19 protein-coding genes are annotated in these 19,345 nt (G+C 57.9%); 12 read left to right on the top strand and 7 right to left on the bottom strand.

What is annotated here, in order from left to right; genetic code table 11:
* The 3 genes from INF37_RS14840 to INF37_RS14830 form a co-directional block, all read left to right on the top strand.
* Positions 1 to 896, top strand: an 896-nt coding sequence (locus INF37_RS14840; RefSeq protein ID WP_207730512.1) for a TetR/AcrR family transcriptional regulator, incomplete at its 5' end; no start/stop codon positions are given.
* A gap of 69 nt (positions 897 to 965) precedes the next feature.
* On the top strand, positions 966 to 1,259 hold the full coding sequence (locus INF37_RS14835) for a DUF308 domain-containing protein (RefSeq protein ID WP_408004156.1): 294 nt from the start codon (positions 966 to 968) through the stop codon (positions 1,257 to 1,259).
* Positions 1,260 to 1,273: 14 nt separating this feature from the next.
* The gene (locus tag INF37_RS14830; protein ID WP_193539249.1) at positions 1,274 to 2,107 is read left to right on the top strand and encodes a glycosyltransferase family 8 protein; all 834 of its coding nucleotides are present in this window, start codon (positions 1,274 to 1,276) and stop codon (positions 2,105 to 2,107) included.
* A 59-nt stretch (positions 2,108 to 2,166) separates the two neighbouring features.
* Here the strand turns inward: INF37_RS14830 and INF37_RS14825 are convergent, their stop codons facing one another.
* On the bottom strand, positions 2,167 to 2,526 hold the full coding sequence (locus INF37_RS14825) for a winged helix-turn-helix transcriptional regulator (RefSeq protein WP_193539247.1): 360 nt from the start codon (positions 2,524 to 2,526) through the stop codon (positions 2,167 to 2,169).
* 142 nt (positions 2,527 to 2,668) lie between these two features.
* On the opposite strand from INF37_RS14825, the gene INF37_RS14820 reads away from it, so the two are divergent.
* A complete protein-coding gene (locus tag INF37_RS14820; RefSeq protein ID WP_193539245.1) occupies positions 2,669 to 3,826 on the top strand; it encodes an aldo/keto reductase in 1,158 nt (385 codons plus the stop codon).
* A gap of 125 nt (positions 3,827 to 3,951) precedes the next feature.
* On the opposite strand, the gene INF37_RS14815 is transcribed toward INF37_RS14820, so the two are convergent.
* Positions 3,952 to 4,839, bottom strand: a complete 888-nt coding sequence (locus INF37_RS14815; RefSeq protein WP_193539243.1) for a DegV family protein — start codon at positions 4,837 to 4,839, stop codon at positions 3,952 to 3,954.
* Between the two features lie 140 nt (positions 4,840 to 4,979).
* Here INF37_RS14815 and INF37_RS14810 point away from each other — a divergent pair, with 140 nt between their 5' ends.
* The 3 genes from INF37_RS14810 to INF37_RS14800 are packed head-to-tail and all read left to right on the top strand — an operon-like array spanning position 4,980 to position 7,906.
* A complete protein-coding gene (locus tag INF37_RS14810; RefSeq protein WP_193539241.1) occupies positions 4,980 to 5,525 on the top strand; it encodes a TetR/AcrR family transcriptional regulator in 546 nt (181 codons plus the stop codon).
* Positions 5,526 to 5,584: 59 nt separating this feature from the next.
* Positions 5,585 to 7,291, top strand: coding sequence for an ABC-ATPase domain-containing protein (locus tag INF37_RS14805; protein ID WP_193539238.1), 1,707 nt, complete (start codon positions 5,585 to 5,587; stop codon positions 7,289 to 7,291).
* A 54-nt stretch (positions 7,292 to 7,345) separates the two neighbouring features.
* On the top strand, positions 7,346 to 7,906 hold the full coding sequence (locus INF37_RS14800) for a flavin reductase family protein (protein WP_193539236.1): 561 nt from the start codon (positions 7,346 to 7,348) through the stop codon (positions 7,904 to 7,906).
* 92 nt (positions 7,907 to 7,998) lie between these two features.
* Here INF37_RS14800 and INF37_RS14795 read toward each other — a convergent pair whose 3' ends face one another.
* Positions 7,999 to 8,892 carry a LysR family transcriptional regulator gene (locus INF37_RS14795; protein WP_193539234.1) on the bottom strand — a complete coding sequence of 298 codons (894 nt, stop codon included), beginning with the start codon at positions 8,890 to 8,892 and terminating at the stop codon, positions 7,999 to 8,001.
* Positions 8,893 to 9,034: 142 nt separating this feature from the next.
* Between INF37_RS14795 and INF37_RS14790 the strand changes: the two genes are divergently transcribed.
* From INF37_RS14790 to INF37_RS14770, 5 genes are all read left to right on the top strand, one after another.
* On the top strand, positions 9,035 to 9,631 hold the full coding sequence (locus INF37_RS14790; protein WP_101693198.1) for a sugar O-acetyltransferase: 597 nt from the start codon (positions 9,035 to 9,037) through the stop codon (positions 9,629 to 9,631).
* Positions 9,615 to 10,589 (top strand): alpha/beta hydrolase, encoded by a 975-nt coding sequence (locus INF37_RS14785; RefSeq protein ID WP_193539232.1) that lies wholly within the window; start codon positions 9,615 to 9,617, stop codon positions 10,587 to 10,589. The genes INF37_RS14790 and INF37_RS14785 overlap by 17 nt, the downstream gene beginning before the upstream one ends.
* Before the next feature lie 189 nt (positions 10,590 to 10,778).
* Positions 10,779 to 11,123 carry a cyclophilin-like fold protein gene (locus INF37_RS14780; RefSeq protein ID WP_235964371.1) on the top strand — a complete coding sequence of 115 codons (345 nt, stop codon included), beginning with the start codon at positions 10,779 to 10,781 and terminating at the stop codon, positions 11,121 to 11,123.
* Positions 11,124 to 11,135: 12 nt separating this feature from the next.
* On the top strand, positions 11,136 to 11,888 hold the full coding sequence (locus INF37_RS14775) for a carboxymuconolactone decarboxylase family protein (protein WP_193539228.1): 753 nt from the start codon (positions 11,136 to 11,138) through the stop codon (positions 11,886 to 11,888).
* Positions 11,889 to 12,090: 202 nt separating this feature from the next.
* Positions 12,091 to 13,851, top strand: coding sequence for an RNA polymerase sigma factor (locus INF37_RS14770; protein WP_193539225.1), 1,761 nt, complete (start codon positions 12,091 to 12,093; stop codon positions 13,849 to 13,851).
* A gap of 285 nt (positions 13,852 to 14,136) precedes the next feature.
* Here INF37_RS14770 and INF37_RS14765 read toward each other — a convergent pair whose 3' ends face one another.
* From INF37_RS14765 to INF37_RS14750, 4 genes are all read right to left on the bottom strand, one after another.
* Entirely contained in the window at positions 14,137 to 15,681 is a 1,545-nt protein-coding gene (locus INF37_RS14765) for a hypothetical protein (protein WP_193539223.1), read from the bottom strand.
* Between the two features lie 83 nt (positions 15,682 to 15,764).
* Positions 15,765 to 17,528: a tetratricopeptide repeat protein gene (locus INF37_RS14760; RefSeq protein ID WP_193539221.1), complete on the bottom strand. Its 1,764-nt coding sequence runs from the start codon at positions 17,526 to 17,528 to the stop codon at positions 15,765 to 15,767.
* Between the two features lie 25 nt (positions 17,529 to 17,553).
* Positions 17,554 to 18,255, bottom strand: coding sequence for a leucine-rich repeat domain-containing protein (locus tag INF37_RS14755; RefSeq protein ID WP_193539219.1), 702 nt, complete (start codon positions 18,253 to 18,255; stop codon positions 17,554 to 17,556).
* 242 nt (positions 18,256 to 18,497) lie between these two features.
* Positions 18,498 to 19,331 carry a GNAT family N-acetyltransferase gene (locus INF37_RS14750; RefSeq protein WP_193539217.1) on the bottom strand — a complete coding sequence of 278 codons (834 nt, stop codon included), beginning with the start codon at positions 19,329 to 19,331 and terminating at the stop codon, positions 18,498 to 18,500.
* Positions 19,332 to 19,345: the final 14 nt, after the last annotated feature.

Here is a 19,345-nt window from a genome sequence, read left to right as displayed (position 1 = left end):
TAGCTGTACAATCTTCTCGGACATGGTTTGCTGTCTCCTTTCGAATGGTGGTGTCGCAACTTCATTCTACCAGAGATCTGCAAACCATGTCTTTTTTTGTTTTTGCGAAACTTATTCTACCTGACCCCTCCTGCTGGTTCGAATCCAGCCGCTCGACCATGCGGAGTATCATGAAAGGATCTGAAACGGCCCTTGATGATACTTCGCATTTTTATTTCCAATTCTATAAGGCAATACCAGACCGTTTCCATCATGCTTTCTTCCATAGAGCAATTGAAAACAATCATAGAAAACGATATAATCAGAAACAAGTCCTTAGGGTCTATTTGCAAAAAGGAGGCGGAGCCGCCGTGCCCACCGATATGAAGAAAATAATCGCGGAAGCCACGCAGACTCTGCTGTTTGAGCGCCATGTAAAGAAGCTGACGGTCAAAGATATTGTGGAGCAGTGCAACATCACACGGCAAGCGTTTTATTATCACTTTGATGGTATTCCAGAGTTACTTCGCTGGATGATTGAGGAGTATTTTGAGCAGGTGATGGGAAAGGCGCTGGACCAGGAGGACGGTGAAGTCGGACTGCGCAGTTTTTTCGTCATGGCCATCAATATTGCCCCCTACGTAGAGCATGGGATGAAAAGCAACTATGGAGAGGAGCTGAAGCGGCTGCTGCGTCAGTGCTTCCTGCATTATTTCACCTTGGCTTCCGAGCGGAAAAACTTTTATCCCGACTGTACCCGCTCCCAGATGAAAGTTATCCTGCGCTATCACAGCCAGGCCATCATGGGCTTGCTGGAAGAATGGACCGATGAGGACACCGAGCAGTTGGACCAGATTGTTCATACCGTGTACCATATTATGACAGCGGAAATTCCTCCCTGGAGCAGCCGAACGTAATATCCTGTTTGTCAAAAGGGCCGGAGTGTAAAAAATTTTTACACTCCGGCCTTTTGTGTCTATACACAGGTGGTCTATCCCGGGACGGGGGTGCTGGTACTGACATTCCTGTTCCCCATCTGGTTCATTGCCCACGGAATATCCCGGCTTGTCCATCTGGGGCATATCCGCTTTGTGGCAGGTGATGGAATCTACTACTTTACGCTGATCATTAACATTATCGGGCTGATTTTGGGAGTTTTGATGATTTTTAACCCGCTGTTCACACTCACGATCATCCGATACTTCGCCAGTGCCTATCTGATTTTGCTGGGTATCGACAGTGTCGTGATGGCAGTCAGCCGTATGGGAAAGCGTCCGTAAAGGAGGCAGCAGGCGTGGAACCCATATATCTCTTGACTACCCTGGATCAGAACTATCTGCCCCAGCTCCAGGTGCTGCTCACCTCCCTGGCCATCAACAATCCAAGGGATACCTTTGTCCTGTTCCTGCTCCACAGCGCCATTCCCGATGAGGCGCTCTCGGCAGTCCGGCGGCAATGCGCAGTTTACGGATACTCGTTTCTCCCGATCCAAGTGGATGACAGCCTGTTTCAGGGAGCTCCCGTCACACGGCAGTATCCCAAAGAAATGTATTACCGGCTCCTGGCCCCTCATTTGTTGCCGAACCGCATCCAGCGGGTTCTCTATCTGGATCCGGATACGCTGGTCATCAATCCCATCCACTCCCTGTGGGAGATTGACCTGAGGGGAAATCTCTTTGCGGCCGCCGCCCACACAGGCAAAACGAAACTGGCCAGCAGCGTCAATCAACTGCGGCTGGGGACAGAGCGTGACTATTACAATTCCGGGGTCCTTCTGATGGATCTAGAGGCTGGGCGGCGGGAGATCCAGCCTCAGGTACTGTTTGACTATGTGGCACAGCATCGCAAAGAACTCATCCTACCAGATCAGGATATTCTGAACGCCCTTTACAGTGAACGAATTTTGCCCTTGGAAGACGCCCTGTGGAATTACGACGCCCGCAATTACAGCAACTATCTGCTGCGCAGCAGGGGCGGCTATGATCTGCGGTGGGTGATGGAACACACGGCAATTCTACACTTCTGCGGCAAGGAAAAGCCCTGGAAGCCCAAGTATATCCATCGATTTGGGATCGTATATCAGCACTATGCTCAACTCACCCGCAGAGAATGGGGTATTTCTCTGTGATTTATCGGCAGCTGCTTGATTCATATCATTTTTCCCGTCTCCCCAGTCGCCCCGGCTCTCTATTCTTCGCAGCCGGAGCACTGGGGATTTGTCATTTCAAAGCGGTCGTCAATGTTTTTCTCGCCCCATTCACACATCAGATTGAGAATGGTCTCCAGCGATTTCCCCTTGGGTGTGATGGAGTACTCCACCCGGGGCGGCACCTCGGCGTACACTGTGCGCCGGATCAGCCCGTCGCTCTCCAATTCCCGCAGCTGGTTGGTGAGCGTGCGCTGGGATACCTGGGTGATGCGGTGCATGAGCTCGCTGAACCGCTGCGTCCCATGGCGGATCAGGCTGTCCAAAATCAGGGGCTTGCATTTCCCCCCGATCATTTTCAGCGTGACCTCCATTTCACAGGTGACCTGTATCTTTTCCATACTCTCCTCCAATAGTGAACTTTTTTTCACTTGATAAAAATATTGTGCGTACTTGTACCTATGCATTCAGCTATATATAATTCAAGTATATCGTATTTTTACTATTTTACAATGCCTGATCGCATCAAACGGGGGTTTATCTATGCAGTACAGAACGCTGGGCCGCACCGGCCTGAAGGTAAGCGAAATCGGTCTGGGCGGCGAATGGTTCAACGGCCTGACCGCCGAGGAGAGTACCGCGATCGTGGATACCGCGCAGCAGAGCGGCATCAACTACATCGACATCTTCATGCCCCAGGCACCCACCCGCAGCAACCTGGGAATCGCTCTGAAGGGCCGGCGGGAAGAATTTATCATCCAGGGCCATCTGTGTACGGTATTTGAGGACGGGCAGTACACCCGTACCCGGGACATTGAAAAGACAAAGCGGTCCTTTGCCGACCTGCTGGAGCGCCTCCAGACCGACTACATCGACGTGGGCATGATCCATTATGTGGACAGCGAGGAGGATTTCCGCACGGTCTTTGAAGGCCCGGTGATGGAGTACGCCAAGGAGCTGAAGGCCAGCGGCGTGGTCCGCCATCTTGGCATGAGCTCTCACAATCCTCACATCGCCCTGAAGGCCGTGGAGAGCGGTCTCATCGACGTGCTGATGTTCAGCATCAATCCCGCCTATGACATGGAGGCCGCCGACACGGATATCTATGATCTGATGGAATTCAAGGGAATGGCGCAGAGCGGCCTGGTGGTGGACGAGGCGCGGCAGAAGCTGTACTCCGCCTGCGAGGCCGCCGGTGTGGCCATCACCGTGATGAAGCCGCTGGGGGCCGGTACCCTGCTCAAGGCGGAGAGTTCTCCCTTCGGCACCGCTATGACGGTCCCCCAGTGCATCCAGTACTGCCTGGACCGCAACGGCGTGAAGGTGGTCATCGTGGGCTGCCACACGGTGGAAGAAGTAAAGGAAGCGGTAAAATACGATGAGGTGCCCGCCGCAGAGCGCAGCTACGCGCACATTTTCAGCGCCGGCAGCGCCATCCACATGACCGGGCGCTGCATGTACTGCAACCACTGCCAGCCCTGTCCCGCCCACATCGACATCGCTGCCGTGACCAAGTTCCTGGACTTGGCCAAGCAGCAGGATACCGTGCCCGAAACCGTGGCACAGCACTATTGGGCCCTGTCCGCCACCGCGGACGACTGCCTGATGTGCGGCCGGTGTGAGCCGAACTGTCCCTTTGGCGTGAAGGTGCGCGAGAACATGAAGGAGGCCCGAGCGGTCTTTGGGCAAAAGCGCGTGTAACACTCCCCCGCCCGCCGGACAAGAGCGCACAGACTGAAAAATCCCGCCTGCTATCTGCATCAGAGATAGCAGGCGGGTCGCCTTTTCCAGAGAGACGCGGTTTCAAAGCCTCTCTCCATCCAAACTCAGTTGTCGCGCTGGTCGCCCCAGAAAAACAGCGCCACGGTTCCCGGACCGGTATGGCTTCCGATCGTGGTCCCAATGGGGAAAATCTCTACCTCTCCATCCATCTGGGGAAAGCGCTCTTTCACCAGAGCGGCCACGGCCCGCGCATCCTCCTCACACAGGGAGTGGCAGAGATAGCACTTCCCGCGGTAAGCCGTCCCCCCTTCTGCATGCTGTTCCATCTGCTCCACGATCCGGTTCAGGACCCGTTTCTTTCCGCGTATCTTTTCCCGGGGCGTCAGATGGCCCTCTTGATCCATATTCAGCAGCGGACAGATGTTCAGCATGGTCCCCACCAGTCCTGCCGCTTTGGAGATTCGTCCGCCCCGGATATAGAACGACAGATCGGTGGAGAAGAACCAGTGATGGAGCCGCAGCTTGTTCTCCTCTGCCCAGGCATAGAGCTCATCGATCGTCTTTCCCGCGTCCCGCTGGTCGGCCAGCGTCTCCATCAGCAGGCCGTACCCGCTGGAAGCACCCAGCGAATCCACGATATAGATCTTCCGCTCGGGATACTGCTCCGCCAGCTCGGCTTTCGCCAGACAGGCGGAGTTATAGGTACCGGTCAGCCCGGAAGAGAGGGTCACATGGAGGATGTCCTTTCCCTCCCGCAAAAGAGGCTCAAAATGCCGGATATATTCCGTTACGCTCACCTGCGAGGTCTTGGTCTCCGCGCCCTTCCGCATGCGGTCGAACAGCTCCTCGGAGGACATGGTGACCCCCATATCGTCCGGATATTCCGTACCGTCCAGTGTATAGCGGAAGCATACATAGTGAAGATCCCGCTGCTTCATACGTTCCGGGGTCAGATCCACCGCGGAACAGCAGCTCAAACAGTAGTTGCCCATGGTCGTTCCTCCGTTGACATCGCTGAATTTCGTGCTAAAATACGAGACAAGTGTATCACAATTCGCCCGACAGCATCAATTCCCGCCCGTGAGACAAATTCTCCCTTTTTGTCTCATATGCTCCACGGAGGATGACGGACATGGACAAACGAAAAGAGGCAAACCTCCGTGTGCGGAGACAGATCACGGATACCCTCTTTGCCCTGATGCAAAAAAAGAGTCTCTCAGAAATCACGGTATCCGAGATCGTGAAGGGCGCTGGCGTGGCCCGCGCCTCCTTCTATCGCAATTACTGCTCCAAGGAAGACGTGCTGGTCATGCTGATCCGGGATGTTCTGGATGATTTCCGCAGCAAGCTCTCCCCGGGACAGGAGAGCTTTTATACCTATGAAAACATCCTGTTGAGCTTCCGCTATTTCCATGCCTATCGCACCTATCTCCTGGACCTGTACCACTCGGGCTTTCTGTCGGTGGTCCTGGAGGAGCTCAACCAGTTTCACGAAAGCATCGAGGGAACCATGCCCTCCTCTTCCATTGAGAAATACCAGCTCTATATGTACATCGGCGCACTGTGCAACACGGCGATGGAGTGGCTGCTGGAGCAGGATTCCGCCACACCCGAGGAAATGGCCCAGTTCTTTTTCCGCGCTATCCCCAGCATACCGTCCCCTTCCGGAGGCGGCTGAAGCTCCGGGCTGTCCCCGGATCTCACCTGCTGACAACCGACCACAGAGAGGAGCACATCATGCAGACTTCCAGTGATTTGAAAACCTTACTGAACAAAATCGACCGGAGAGGTTATCCGGCCTACAAGGATACGCTGGGTGTCTATCAGTTTCCCGGCTATACCCTCTCCATCGACCACGTGCAGGGGGATCCCTTTGCCGCCCCCTCCAAGCTGAGCGTCTGCGTCCGCGGAAAACAGGCGGCCTTTCCCGCCGCGCTCTACCGCCTTCCCTGCCAGCGCATCGCCCTCCAGGATGAGCTGACCCGCCGCTTCGGACGGCTGGCCAGCCAGGCCTCTTTCCAGGCGAAGGGCTCGGGCCACAGCGGCCTGATCGCCGTCAGCCGCTGCGGGCAGGAGGTGTTGGAGCGGACCGCCTGCTCCCTGTCTCCCGAGAGCGGCGACATCCTCCTGCGGCTGGAGGTGGGCTTCCCGGCCAACGGCCGCACCATCAACGCCAGAGAGCTGGAAAAGATCCTGTTCGATCTCCTCCCCCGGTGTGTAAAGGGCGCGTTGTTCTACCGCGACGCGGACCGCGCACACTTTCAGGCCGTGGCCGATCTGGCGGAAGATCAGCAGTACATCCGGCAAAAGCTGCCTGAACTGGGCCTGTGCGCCTTTGTGGCCGACGGCAGCATCCTCCCCCGGGCCTCGGGTGTCTCCGCTCTGCCGATGAAGGGGGCGGTTCCCTTCCAGGCCCCGAAAGAGCTCTCCGTCACCTTGCAGCTGCCCCACAGGGGCGCCATCTCCGGCATGGGCATCCCAAGGGGGATCACCCTGATCGTGGGCGGCGGCTATCACGGAAAATCCACCCTGCTGAAAGCCCTGGAGCTTGGCGTCTATCCCCACATCGCCGGAGACGGCCGGGAGTTCGTAATTACAGACGACACCGCGGTGAAGATCCGGGCCGAGGACGGCAGAAGCATTCAGCGCACCGACATCTCCATGTTCATCCATGACCTGCCCAACGGAAAGGACACCTCCCACTTCACCACGGAGGACGCCAGCGGCAGCACCTCCCAGGCGGCCAATGTGGTGGAGAGCCTGGAGGCGGGCGCTTCCCTGCTCCTGATGGACGAGGACACCAGCGCCACAAACTTCATGATCCGTGACCAGCTGATGCAGCGGGTGGTCCGCCGGGAGATGGAGCCCATCACCCCGTTCCTGGACCGCATTGAGGAGCTGTACCAACAGCATGGCATCTCCACCATTCTGGTGGCGGGCAGCTCCGGGGCCTATTTCCACGCGGCGGATCACATCATCCAGATGGACCGGTATATCCCCCGGGATATTACCGCCTTTGCCAAGCGGGAGGCCCAGGCCTTTCCCGATGAGCGCTTCCCGCTGTCTCCGGCCTCCATGCCGGATTTCGCCCGCTGCCCCAAGCCGTCGCCGGAATTCCGCAGCGGCAACCGGATCAAGCTCAAATCCCTCGGCCGGGACGGGGTATCCATTCAGCGGGAGACCATCGATCTGCGGTATGTGGAGCAGCTTGCCGATGGGGAGCAGTCGGCCGCCCTGGGCTACTGTCTGCTCTATGCCCAAAAGCACCTGATGGACGGCAGGCGGACCCTGCGGCAGATCGTAGAGGCGCTGGACTGGCTGATGGAAACTCAGGGGCTGGCCGCGCTGTGCGGAGTGCGCACCGCGCCTCCCTTCCTGGCCCGGCCCAGAACGCAGGAGATCTTTGCCTGTCTCAACCGCTTCCGGAGCCTGAATCTGTCATAAACCCCTCCCGGCAAAGTAACTGCCGGAACCCAATACAACAGGAGGTATTTTGTTATGCGCAAGAATTTTGGAGCCAAGCCCTGGACCTATCCTCAGCCGGTGTTCATCCTCGCCACCTACGGCGAGGACGGCACCCCCGACGCCATGAACGCAGCCTGGGGCGGCATCAGCGGCAGTACGGAACTCTCCATGTGCATCAGCGCCGGCCATAAGACCACCGCCAACATCCTCTCCCGCAAGGCCTTCACCGTCAGCATGGCCACCGCGGAGCAGGCCGTAGCCTGCGACTATGTGGGCGTTGAGTCGGGCAATAGCGTGACCAACAAACTGGAAAAAGCGGGCTGGCACACCACCAAATCGGAATTTGTGGATGCTCCTCTCATTGACGAGCTTCCCATGGCCGTGGAGTGCCGCCTGGTCCGCTACGAGGCGGAGAGCGGCCGTCTGGTGGGCAAGATCGTCAATGTCAGCGCCGATGCGTCGGTGCTGGATGGGGACGGGAACATCGACCCTGACAAGCTCCAGCCCATTCTCTTTGACCCCATCCACAGCGCCTACCGCAAGATGGGCGAAAAGGTGGGCAACGCCTTCCAGGATGGCGCCAAATTGAAGTAAATACCCTCCGTGCCGGCAGCGAGAACTTCTGCCAGCCGAAAAAAATGCAGACGCCAAAGCAGGCGTCTGCGTTTTTTATGCGGAATACGGCCTCAGACGTCCGCCTGAATTTGGTCCAAGTGCTCCTGCAGATGCTCCAGGAACAGCTCGGCCGCCTTGGAGAAAATCCTGGATTTTTTCCAGACCAGGTACATCCGCAGCTCCAGCCTCGGCTCCAGGGGCCGGAAGCAGAGATGGCTGCCGGTGGTATTCACCAGCTTGTCCAGGGCAAGGGCATACCCCATCCCCTCATCCACCATCAGGGAGGCATTGTAGATCAGATTGTAGGTGGCGACCGTATGGAGCTCCGGCGGCTCCTTCCGGAGCCAGCGGTACAGCCCGCTCTTATTGTCCACCTGCCGGGAGAGGAGCAGCGGCTTGTCCCACAGATCCCGGGGCGCGATGGTTTCCCGTCCGGCCAGGGGGCTGTCCCGCCGCATCAGGACACCCCAGGTGTCCCTCATGGGCAGCTCAATATAGTGATACCTGTTCTTGTCCATGTCCCCCAGAAGGACCCCGAAATCCAGCAGCCCCTTGTCCAGCCGCTCGCACACATCCACCGCGTCGCCGCTGACGATGTGAAAGCGGATGCCGGGATGCTTTTCCTGCAGCTCCTTTGCGGCTCTGGCAAGCTGACGCACCCCATCGGTCTCGCCGGTACCGATATAGACATCCCCGCTGATGGTCTCCTCCGACCACATGACCTCTTTTTCTGTCCGGCTCACCAGTTCCAGGATCTCCTCCGCCCGCTTCCGCAGCAGCATGCCGTCCTCGGTGAGGGTGATCTTCCGGCTGCCCCGGATCATCAGCTGCTTGCCCAGCTCCTCCTCCAGCTCCTTGAGCTGCCGGGAGAGGGTGGGCTGGGTCAGGTGCAGGGACTGGGCGGCCGCGGAGATACTCTGCTCCCGCGCCACAGCCAAGAAATATTGCAGCACACGCAATTCCATTCGCTTCACCTCCGAATGGTCTGATGATAGCACAGAGCAGATATAGTTTTCAAGCATACTAAGATATTCTATATAGGTATTTGTTATCCAACTTCACGAGTGCTACAATAAAACCAGAAATTCTATGGATCGGAAGTGCAATATGGATTTAGAAGCATTTTTGGAGCATCTGAACAGCGGAAAGCCGGTGCCGGGCGGCAGCGAGGCCCATCAGTTCATGCACGGCGTCAGCCAGGAGGCGCTGCGTCTCACCGCCGAGATCAACGGAAGCTACCATACGCCGGAGGAGCTGCGCCGCCTCTTCTCCCAGCTGATCGGCGCTCCGGTGGATGAGACCTTCGGGCTGTTCCCACCCTTTTATACCGACTGCGGCAAAAACATCCACATTGGCTCCCATGTCTTTATCAACATGGGCTGTAAGTTCCAGGATCAGGGCGGTATTTTCATTGGGGACGGCGCACTGATCGGGCACAACGTGGTTTTGGCCACATTGAACCATGCCATGTCCCCCAAGGATCGCGGGAGCATGATCCCCGCTCCCATCCACATCGGGAACCATGTCTGGATCGGCTCCAATGCCACCATTCTGCCCGGTGTGACCATCGGAGACGGGGCCATCGTGGCGGCTGGTGCCGTGGTGACCAAAGACGTTCCGGAAAATACCATTGTGGGCGGCGTGCCCGCCAAAATCATACGGCATTTAAGCGAGGAGGAGATCAACCATGCATTCGAAATATAACGGCTATTCCTTCCCCCTGCGGGATACTGTCCGGCGGGAAAAGGTACGCTTCCACAACCGCTACGGCATCGAGCTGGCAGGCGATCTGTACCTGCCCAAAGAGGCGGAAGGCAAGCTGGCCGCCCTGGCAGTGGCCGGCCCCTTCGGCGCGGTGAAGGAGCAGTGTGCCGGGCTGTACGCCGAGGAGCTGGCCAGCCGCGGCTTTGCGGTGCTGGCCTTTGACCCCTCCTTTATTGGAGAGAGCGGCGGCGAGGTCCGCAATGTGGCCTCCCCCGACATCAACACCGAGGACTTCTCCGCTGCGGTGGACTTCCTCTCCACCCGGGACTTTGTAGACCCGGAACAGGTGGGCATCCTGGGGATCTGCGGCTGGGGCGGCATGGCCCTCAACGCCGCTGCCATGGATACCCGCATCAAGGCCACCGTCACCTCTACCATGTACGACATGACCCGGGTAAATGCCAAGGGCTACTTTGACGCCGCCGACAGCGCCGACGCCCGCTATGAGATGAAGCAGGCCCTCAACGCCCAGCGGACGGCGGACTACAAGAGCGGCACCTATGCCCGCGCGGGCGGTGTGGTGGACCCCCTGCCCGAGGATGCGCCCTTCTTTGTGAAGGACTATTACGACTACTACAAGACGGAGCGGGGTTATGCCGAGCGGTCCCTCAACTCCAATGCCGGCTGGAACACCACCTCCACCCTGTCCTTCCTGAACATGCCGATCCTGCGGTACAGCAATGAGATCCGCAGCGCGGTGCTGGTCATTCACGGCGAAAAGGCCCACTCCTGCTATTTCAGCAAGGACGCCTTTGCCGACATGGTAAAGGACAATCCCGATGCCGAAAACAAGGAACTGCTCCTCATCCCCGGCGCGGTCCATACCGACCTCTACGACCGAAAGGACATCATTCCCTTTGACCGGATCGAGGCGTTCTTCCGGAAATATCTGAAGTAAACACCTGCGGGAGGAGGGATTTTTTTGAGACTTCTCTGCATACTTCTCGCCGTCCTTGGGATTTCCGCCTGCGGGAGCAGCGCGGTCCCGGCGGACTCCGGCAGTCCTCCGCCACAGGCGGTGGTTTCCGGTACTGAGAGCCCCATTTCCCATCCCTCCGCGGAAGTTCAGCCCAGCGAGGAGGAACCTATGTTACACATCACGGTGGGCAGTCATGAGCTGCTGGCTACCTTTGAGGATAACCCCTCCGCCCGGGAGTTCCAGGCCCTTCTGACTCAGGGACCGCTGACCATTGAAATGGAGGACTACGGCGGCTTCGAGAAGGTCGGCCCGCTGGGCACAACGCTGTCCCGGAGCGATCAGCAGATCACGACGGAGCCGGGCGACGTGATCCTCTACCAGGGCAATCAGATCACCATTTACTATGGCTCCAACACCTGGAGCTTTACCCGGCTGGCCCGGATCACAGATCCCGCCGGCTTACAGGAGAAGCTGGGCGACGGAGCTGTGCAGATCACATTTTCGCTTGCATAGGAGGTACTTGATATGGCAGTGAAACAGACCGCGGGCCGAGACGCTTTGGGGGAGTTTGCTCCCCAATTCGCTCAACTGAATGACGATGTGCTCTTCGGCCAGGTGTGGAGCCGGGAGAATCAGCTGTCCCTGCGGGACCGCTCCCTGGTCACCGTGGTCGCCCTCATGGCGCAGGGGCTGGTGGACAGCTCCTTCCAGTACCACCTGACCACGGCCCGGCAAAATGGCATCACCCGGGAAGAGATCGCGGAGATCCTCACCCACGCCGCCTTTTACGCCGGTTGGCCCAAGGCCTGGGCCGCCTTCCGCATGGCAAAGGAGGTCTGGGCAGAGGATGCGCCCCAGGACGGCAAGGCGCAGCATCAGCAGGAGATGGTCTTCCCCATCGGCGCCCCCAACGACGGCTTTGCCCAGTATTTTGTGGGCCAGAGTTACCTGCACCCCCTCTCCACCAGTCAGGTGGGAGTGTACAATGTGACCTTTGAGCCCGGCTGCCGCAACAACTGGCACATCCATCATGCCGATCAGGGCGGCGGACAGATCCTCCTCTGTGTGGCCGGACAGGGCTGGTACCAGGAGTGGGGCAAGGCGCCCCGGGCGCTGCGTCCCGGCGATGTGGTCAACATCCCCACCGGCGTAAAGCACTGGCACGGCGCGGCCTCGGACCAGTGGTTCTCCCATCTGGCCCTGGAGGTCCCCGGCGAGAACTGCTCCAACGAATGGCTGGAGGCAGTCACCGACGAGGTGTACCGCAGCCTGGACTGAGCTTCCCTTTCGTCTTTCTTCCAAAAATGACCCCCTATCTGTAAATCAGATAGGGGGTCATTCTATCGGTCGGTTCCTATCCTTGCCAAGCAGAGGAAGATTCGATATAATCCGGTTGTAAAATGGTCATGAGTCCTGCTCTCCGGGATCACGGGGTCCCGGAGGCATCTCATCCATAGAAAACAGTGAGGGAGAACGAGAGATGGAGCTTCGTACATTGGTGGAACGGGCCAAGACGGGAGACCCGGCAGCGATGGGAGAACTGTATCAGGCGACCAATCAGAGAGTCTATGCACTGGCCTTGCGGCTGACCGGCAATCCGGATGAGGCCATGGATGTAGTGCAGGAGAGCTATCTGTCTGCCCTGCAAAATCTGGAGGGACTCCGGAATCCCGACGCCTTTCTCAGTTGGATCTTCCAGATCGCCGCCAATCGCTGCCGCAAGCTCCACAACCAGGCCCGCCGCTTTGCCTCCCCCGGGTCGGAGGACGAGGAGACAGATTATTTTGACGCGCTCCCCGATCCGGATGAAAAGCTTCTTCCGGAAGCCGTCGTAGACAGTGGGGAGACCCGGCGCTTGATGGCCGAACTGGTGGACAGTCTGCCCGAGGCCCAGCGGGAATGTGTCATCCTCTACTATTTTTCCCAATGCTCTGTGGAGCAGATCGCCCAAATCCAGGCCTGCACACAGGGAACGGTAAAAAGCCGCCTGAACTACGGGCGGAAAAAGCTGAAGGAGGGAGTCCTGGCCCTGGAGGCCCGGGACGGCATCCGCCTGCACTCCCTGGTGCCCATTGGTCCTCTCTTCGCCTGCGTGGGATCGGAAGTGCCCGACCCGGACTCGCTCCTCCATATCTGGCAGAACATTGCAGCTGGCATGGGTACCGCGGGCGTGGCTACCGCCTCCGCCGGGGCAGCCTCCACGGCAGCGGGCAGCCAGACCGCAGCGGGTGGTGCAAGTGCCGCGGCCAAGGGTGCGGTCGGAGCGGTGAAGCTGAAGATCGCGGCTGGTGTAACGGCGGGCGCGGTCCTGGCCGGCGGCACAGGGATCGCCCTCAGCCAGCCGGCGGTAACCTTCTCAGATCCAGTCTTCGAGCAGAACATCCGGATCATTCTGGACAAGCCTTCCGGGGCCATTCGAGCGAGCGATCTGGAGCAGATCAAACAGCTCTGGATCCTGGACGACGGCATGACAACAAAAACATCGGGGGAAGCCCTCCAGGGCACTCAGCTGGTGAGCAGTCTGGAGGACATCACCCTTCTCTCTGAACTAAGCCGGATTGACTACCAAGTGACAGACGGGGGTGCCCTGCTGGACTCTCTGCCGGAGCAGGAGTCCATCCAGACAGCTTGGGTCAACACGGATGAGCTGGACGCGCCCGGTATCGAGGACCTGTCCTTTCTGAAGCGCCTGCCCAATCTGCGCGCCCTGTATCTCCACACAGAACCTGGGATAGACCTTACTCTGCTTGAAACCAAGACCTCGCTGATGGGTCTGTCCCTGTTTTCAGAGAGCGACACCACCCTGGATGTCTCCCAGCTGACCCAGCTGCGTTTTCTGGATTACTGGGGGGATTCGGACATCGACATCACACTGGAGACCACGGCGGAACTCCCCTATCTGAAGATCCTGACCCTGCCCGGCGGTTCCAACTTTCTGACTCCCTTGGACATTCTGTCCTATATGCCCGCCCTGGAATATGTGAATCTCAATGCGGTAGAAGACACCGATCTGACGCCAGTGGCCCAGCTGACCCAACTGCGCGGGATCGAACTCTCCTACGACGGCCCCCCGGTGGATCTGACGCCGCTGCTCCAGTGCCCCAGCCTGGAGATGTGCTTTGTTCCGAATCAATATGATGGAATGACCATCCCGCCCGAGCTTCCACTGGGCACCTTGGAGCAGATTAAAGCCATCGAGGCAGAGATTTTCCAGGAAATCGGCGAGGAAATCCGGGGCTAACCTTCAAAACTCCGCCTTAAAAATAGAAAAAATAAAACCGTCCCCCACCCCTTCCGCCTCTTACTGGTGTGGGCAGAAATGCTCCCGCCGGCGGCGGTAAGACGGACACAGAAAACATGGGAGGTGCCTTCTCCTGGAGGAGCGGCCTTCAAAAAACAGATTTTTCCGTCCCCGCCGCCGGAATCCTTTCCATGCTGCACACCCCCCTCGATAACAGCGCGCCGCCCCCGCCGAACGATCCGGCAGGGGCGGCGCTTTTCCTTTTTCAGGCCGATCCCATATGTATCACTTCAGCATGGCCTGAAGGGCAGCTCTGGTTTCATCCCGGTGATTGGTCACAGATACGGTATCTCCCCCCAAAGCCTCCATACGGACATTGCGCGCAGCCGCTGCCTCGTACTCCGCCTGGGTAGTCTCTGTGGTGTGCGAGAGGTAGTAGAAGGTATGGCTGCCGCCCGAGAAATCTCCTCCGCCGATGCTTTCATACTCAATGCCCAGCTCTCCGGTGGCAGTATCCCGGCACAGATACCAGTTCAGCGCACCTCCGGCCCAGATCCCGGTCTCCTTGCTCATGAGTTTCCCGTTCTGCCAATAGTAGAGGTTGGCCGAAAAAGAGTCCAGAACGAACAGCTCCTCCATCCCGTCTCCATTCAGATCGATCAGCTGGGCCTGCGCAAGGCTGGCATAATTGGAGGAATTGAGCTTTTCCAGCATGGCCGCCGCCATTTTGGACCGCTCCGTCTGGACGGAGCCGCGGCCGGCCTCCAGGAGGGCATTGCCCGCCTCGATCACATTGGTGCAGCGTTCGCTCTCCTCAAAGCCGGGATAGCACAGCTCATTGAAGGTCGGGCTGGCCTGCTCCGATCCCCAGTCCCCCTTCTTCGGCTCGGTGTACTCCACCAGTTCTCCGTTGAAGAAAGTATAGTACTCGTTGCTGATGTCGTTCCCATAGCCCGTGGTGTCGTTTGTCTCCCACTCCGTATACAGCACCCGGCCATCCTTCAGCCAGCTCACACGGCCACCGCTGGCGCTGCCGTCCCAGCAGTCGCAGAGCATCTGGACCTTGCCGTTGACATAGCCGTAGACCACCGGCGCATATGCTCCAACCCCAGGCGCGGGACGGCTGACCACCAGATAGGGGTTCCCGTTGTTCTCCAGGTCGGCCAGAAACACATCCGTCTCCTCCGGCGTCTCATACATATCTCCGCACTCATCCAGGAGCTTTTGCCCATAGGCCTCCATCTGCTTCTGGGACATGGTGCACTTGCTCCGGTCTCCGTAGTAGGTGACCCGCTGCAGGGCCTTTTTCGCCTCCTGGCTGAGGCCGCTCTCCTCCGTATATCCCTTAGAGCTGTCCACCACAATGGCGTTCGCCGCGGCATCCCACTCCACCGAGCAGTTAAGGAGCTTTCCCACATCTCTCAGCTTGACGAAGTTGTTTCCGCCGATGTCATAAGCGGTCAGCGCGATCTCCTTTCCGCCATAGAGGAAGGTATTGAAGCTGGGGGTGGCCTTTCCCGCGCCGGCAGAGGAGGTCAGCGTATGCCCCGCCGTGCTGTACGCCCGATTGGGGACGATCTTCACCGCTCCCATCCCGTTGTCCCAGGTCACATCAAACTGCTTGTGGCTGCCCGAGAGGACATAGGCCAGATCTCTGAGCTTGAAGTAGTTGTTCTGCTTGATGGTATAGGCTGACAAGCGTACTTCCTTTCCATCCACGTAGATCTTGCTCTGATTGGGTGCGGCCTGAATGGAGGTGGCCGCCGAGGCCACGGGTGAAAGCCCCATACACAGTGCCAGTGTCAAGCAGATTCCCTTTGCATTCTTCATGTTCTCTTCTCTCCTCTTTTTGATAAGATCTTCTCTATCCGCAAAACGGAAACGGGTAGGTCAGGCCGGTAGGAAGCATGGCGTCAGTTGCCTCCTGTCATCATGGCGCGCAGCTCTTCCAAGCTCTCCTCCACCTGACTGTCTCCGTTGAGGATATCCTCGATTACCTCATATCGGGCGCAGTTGGCCTCATAGGCCGCATACAGCCGGTCATACTCCTCTTGGCTGGATTCATCGCCCGGCCCGATCCCCAGGGAAAAGGAGTCCGTCCGGTCGGCAAAGGTGCAGGTATGCTGCTGTGGGCCCTGATACTCCACCATCTGTAAGGCGTATTCCCCGCTGCTTTTCTCCCGCACCAGAGATACTGCGGCATCCAGTCCGGTTCCGAGCCAATTGGCCTGGATCTGTCCGTCCGCCCACTGCACCAGGAAGGCGTTGGTGTATGAGGTGTCGTTTTGGGAGACGAGGATGAGCTCCTTCATGCCGTCTCCGTTCATATCCAGAAGGCGGGCATAGTCCAGCGTGAGTCCCCACGGCATCTCCGGGTCGCTGATATCGGAGAGGGTCCCCATCTGATCCAGCTCCATCATGATATTATACATGTCTTTTGCCATGCGCTCCTCCTCGGTGTGCTCGGCGGCATATGCACCCTGAGAGGCATCCCCGTCGGTGAGGGCCGCCCGGTATTGGTTGAGGTATTGGATCATCTCGCTGGGAGAACAGGCGCAGGCCACGACCTCCTCAAAGGAGCGGTATGGGAGATTCCGCTCGGTCTTCTCCTCCTCCACCGGCTCTTCCACGTCCCGGTTCGCCCACTCCTCCTCGGTATAGTAGTTTACTTCTCCATTCTCGATGATCTTCCATTCCCCCAGCTCATAGATATACTCCTCCAGGTAGGATTCGCTCTCCTCTACCCGGCCCTGGAGGAAGGTGTACACGCTTCTGCTGTGGCTATCCGCCCCGGAAGAGCCACTCTCACACATCTTTACCTTGCCGTTCTCCGTCTCAAAGAGATAGCCCTCCTGCCGGCCGTTGTACGCCTCCTCGCCGATGATGCGCACCGGCTTTCCATACTCATCCCAGCCGTAGATCTCAAAAGAATTGTCCGCCAGGCTGCTGAAACAGTAGAGATATGGGAGACCTTCCCCCGAGAAATCTCCCAGCACCATCAGGGAGCGGTCGGTCTCGTAGTAGCCGTCATACCTCTGGACCGTGTAGGGATCGTTCCAAAACACCACCTGATCCACCGGCTGACTGTATCCGCTGAAGGGCTCTATATCACCCTGGAGTCCATGGGCGATCAGCAGACCCAGAAGGACCGCCTGATCCGCTGTCATCCGGCACTTGCTGATGTCCCCGTAATACGGCATGGCGGAGAGCACTTCGGCAGCCGCCTGTCTGGAACGCTCCGTCTCCAGAGCCTCTTTCAGGGTTCGATCCCCAGTCGCCTCTGCACCGCTCTGGAGCAGGGCGAGCAGCTTGTCCTCTTCTCCCATCTGCCGGCACAGCTCGATCGCCTTCTGATACAGCTCCGCGTTGCCGCTGTCCCGCTGGATGGCCGCCTCATACTCCGCCAGAGCCGACGCATAGGCAGAAGTCTGCTCCTCACTTCCCTCTTCTGCCGCCTCTGCCATGGCCAGATAGACCTCCGCCCGGCCCTGATAGGCCTCCGGACGATCCGGTAGCAGGTCTGCCGCCTTTCCAAAGGCCTCCAGCGCCTGCTCATATTCCTGCTGGGATAAGCTGGCGGTCCCCTGCTCACAGTAGGCCGTGTACTTTTCCTCCTTGTTGCCGCACCCGCTCAGCAGCAGTACCGCGGCCACCAGCAGCCACACAAACCGTTTCATCTCTCATCTCTCTCCTTTTTCGGATTCATCCCTTGACCCACGTGAGTTCTGGTGCATCCTCCCGATAATACTCGATAAACGGCTCGAATCCCTCTCCGCAGTAGGTCACCGTGGCTGGGTAGGTAGCAATAATGTCCATATTGTCAAAATCCAGCTTTATGGGCTCCGGTGCGTCTCCCTGAAACAGGATCGACTCCCCCGACAGCCCATGGTGCCCAACACGCTTTACACTGGCCGGCACCGTCAATTCCGCAAGCTGTTCACACTCTGAAAATGCAGAACTTCCAATTTCCTCTATGGTATTTGGAAGCACCACGCGGCTCAAATTGCTACACCGCCTGAACGCCCCTTTTCCAATGGAGGTCACGCCCTCTGAAATATAAATCAGGCCAATTTCATCATCGATGTCCTCCCAAGGTCTGTCAGATAATTCGTAATGGGTCATCTCCCCCTCTCCGGAGATCACCAGCACGGAGTCTTTATAGTACCAGACCAGGTCCGCTCCGCACACACCCGCGGATTCCGCCGTCTCGGCGTTGACCGTCTTGACGATCGCCTCCATCTCCGGACTCAGGCCATCAGAGGTGCTCTTCTCATCGGACACAGCTGGTGTATTCTCTGCTCCCGAGGCAGACGCCGGGGCCGGGGTGTCTCCGCCGCAGGCCGTCAGCAGCAGACTCAGCGCGATGGTCAGGGTCGCAATGCTTGTAAATTTGTGTTGTTTCATACCTCATACTCCATTTCTCTCATGTTCTGATGTTGCCGTCTCGGCTGTTTCTGTCCGTAAGATCCCGTACCTCCCCCTTCGGTTTTATCTCTGGACAAATTTTTTCGAAAATTTTTCTGAGGTGCTGTGGGCATAAAAAAGCAGCAAACCTTTTTCAGACTTACTGCTTTATTTTTTATGCGGAGTTCCTGAGGGCTCGCTTTTTGATGGGATATTGTTTGACCAAGTATGATCCTATTTTATCAGGAATCGACTCTTTTTACCATCTCAAATTGTTTTGCTGCCGTTTTAAATCCAAGCGCGGCGAGCATTTCCAGGACCTCCCGCTCCTTTTGATCGATATTCTTTGCGGTGAGCGGATGAACCCTGGAGAGAAGGGATTGGATGACCGGCTTTAACTCCTCCACGCTGCGACAGCCCAGCTGGAGGATCTGTCCATCCGCTTTTGAGAACACGCAAAAGGCGGACACCCCATCCTCCCTTCGGTAGGCGACCTCATACAATTCTGGATTTCGTCGCAACAGGCCGGTGGAATGCTCATAGGAGGGCCCGATCTGCCGACACTGACCCATGTGGTCCAGATCAAAGCGGTCGAACTCCATATATTCCACCTTGCCCCGCTCTGCGCTCCCTGTGGGTGCACTCGCGCGAAGAACTGCGAACTCTCTCGTGACCGAAAAGCCCTGCTTTTTGTACAGGCGGATGGCCCCCTCATTTTGCTGCAGCACTTCCAGATAATAAGATTTGATCTGCGTTTGTCTCAGCACTTGCTCGGCCAACGAAAACAGATCGGTAGAGATTCCATTGCCCCGATGCTCCGGAACCACTCCCGTTCCCACATTGAACGCCGCTTCCTGGCCATGATAGAGGCCGCAGGAATGGAGCATAAATCCCACCATTTGGTCACCGCAAAAGGCTCCGAAGGACCGGCTTTCATCCACACCGCTTGTCCGGAAGAGATGGGCCAGCTCTCTCTCGGTCAGGCAGAGCGGAATATCATAATCTGAAAAAGCAAGGTTGAGGCAAGCGGCGATTTCCCCCAGCGGGACATCTTCTAACGTTTGATAGCGATACACAGATGGTACCTCCT

It is taken from the genome of Pseudoflavonifractor gallinarum, assembly GCF_014982855.1.
In the GTDB taxonomy this organism is placed as follows: Bacteria; Bacillota; Clostridia; order Oscillospirales; family Oscillospiraceae; genus Pseudoflavonifractor_A; species Pseudoflavonifractor_A gallinarum.
Note: the sequence above shows the minus strand (reverse complement) of the source record. Positions and strands in the feature narration are given on the sequence as shown.

What these genes read in the sequence shown, in the direction of transcription:
- INF37_RS14780 (WP_235964371.1), top strand. Translation starts at nt 10,779, where the DNA reads ATGTTACACATCACGGTGGGCAGTCATGAGCTGCTGGCTACCTTTGAG.
- INF37_RS14790 (WP_101693198.1), top strand. Translation starts at nt 9,035, where the DNA reads ATGGATTTAGAAGCATTTTTGGAGCATCTGAACAGCGGAAAGCCGGTG.
- INF37_RS14805 (WP_193539238.1), top strand. Translation starts at nt 5,585, where the DNA reads ATGCAGACTTCCAGTGATTTGAAAACCTTACTGAACAAAATCGACCGG.
- INF37_RS14820 (WP_193539245.1), top strand. Translation starts at nt 2,669, where the DNA reads ATGCAGTACAGAACGCTGGGCCGCACCGGCCTGAAGGTAAGCGAAATC.
- INF37_RS14795 (WP_193539234.1), bottom strand. Translation starts at nt 8,892, where the DNA reads ATGGAATTGCGTGTGCTGCAATATTTCTTGGCTGTGGCGCGGGAGCAG.
- INF37_RS14775 (WP_193539228.1), top strand. Translation starts at nt 11,136, where the DNA reads ATGGCAGTGAAACAGACCGCGGGCCGAGACGCTTTGGGGGAGTTTGCT.
- INF37_RS14800 (WP_193539236.1), top strand. Translation starts at nt 7,346, where the DNA reads ATGCGCAAGAATTTTGGAGCCAAGCCCTGGACCTATCCTCAGCCGGTG.
- INF37_RS14785 (WP_193539232.1), top strand. Translation starts at nt 9,615, where the DNA reads ATGCATTCGAAATATAACGGCTATTCCTTCCCCCTGCGGGATACTGTC.
- INF37_RS14810 (WP_193539241.1), top strand. Translation starts at nt 4,980, where the DNA reads ATGGACAAACGAAAAGAGGCAAACCTCCGTGTGCGGAGACAGATCACG.
- INF37_RS14755 (WP_193539219.1), bottom strand. Translation starts at nt 18,255, where the DNA reads ATGAAACAACACAAATTTACAAGCATTGCGACCCTGACCATCGCGCTG.
- INF37_RS14815 (WP_193539243.1), bottom strand. Translation starts at nt 4,839, where the DNA reads ATGGGCAACTACTGTTTGAGCTGCTGTTCCGCGGTGGATCTGACCCCG.
- INF37_RS14825 (WP_193539247.1), bottom strand. Translation starts at nt 2,526, where the DNA reads ATGGAAAAGATACAGGTCACCTGTGAAATGGAGGTCACGCTGAAAATG.
- INF37_RS14765 (WP_193539223.1), bottom strand. Translation starts at nt 15,681, where the DNA reads ATGAAGAATGCAAAGGGAATCTGCTTGACACTGGCACTGTGTATGGGG.
- INF37_RS14770 (WP_193539225.1), top strand. Translation starts at nt 12,091, where the DNA reads ATGGAGCTTCGTACATTGGTGGAACGGGCCAAGACGGGAGACCCGGCA.
- INF37_RS14760 (WP_193539221.1), bottom strand. Translation starts at nt 17,528, where the DNA reads ATGAAACGGTTTGTGTGGCTGCTGGTGGCCGCGGTACTGCTGCTGAGC.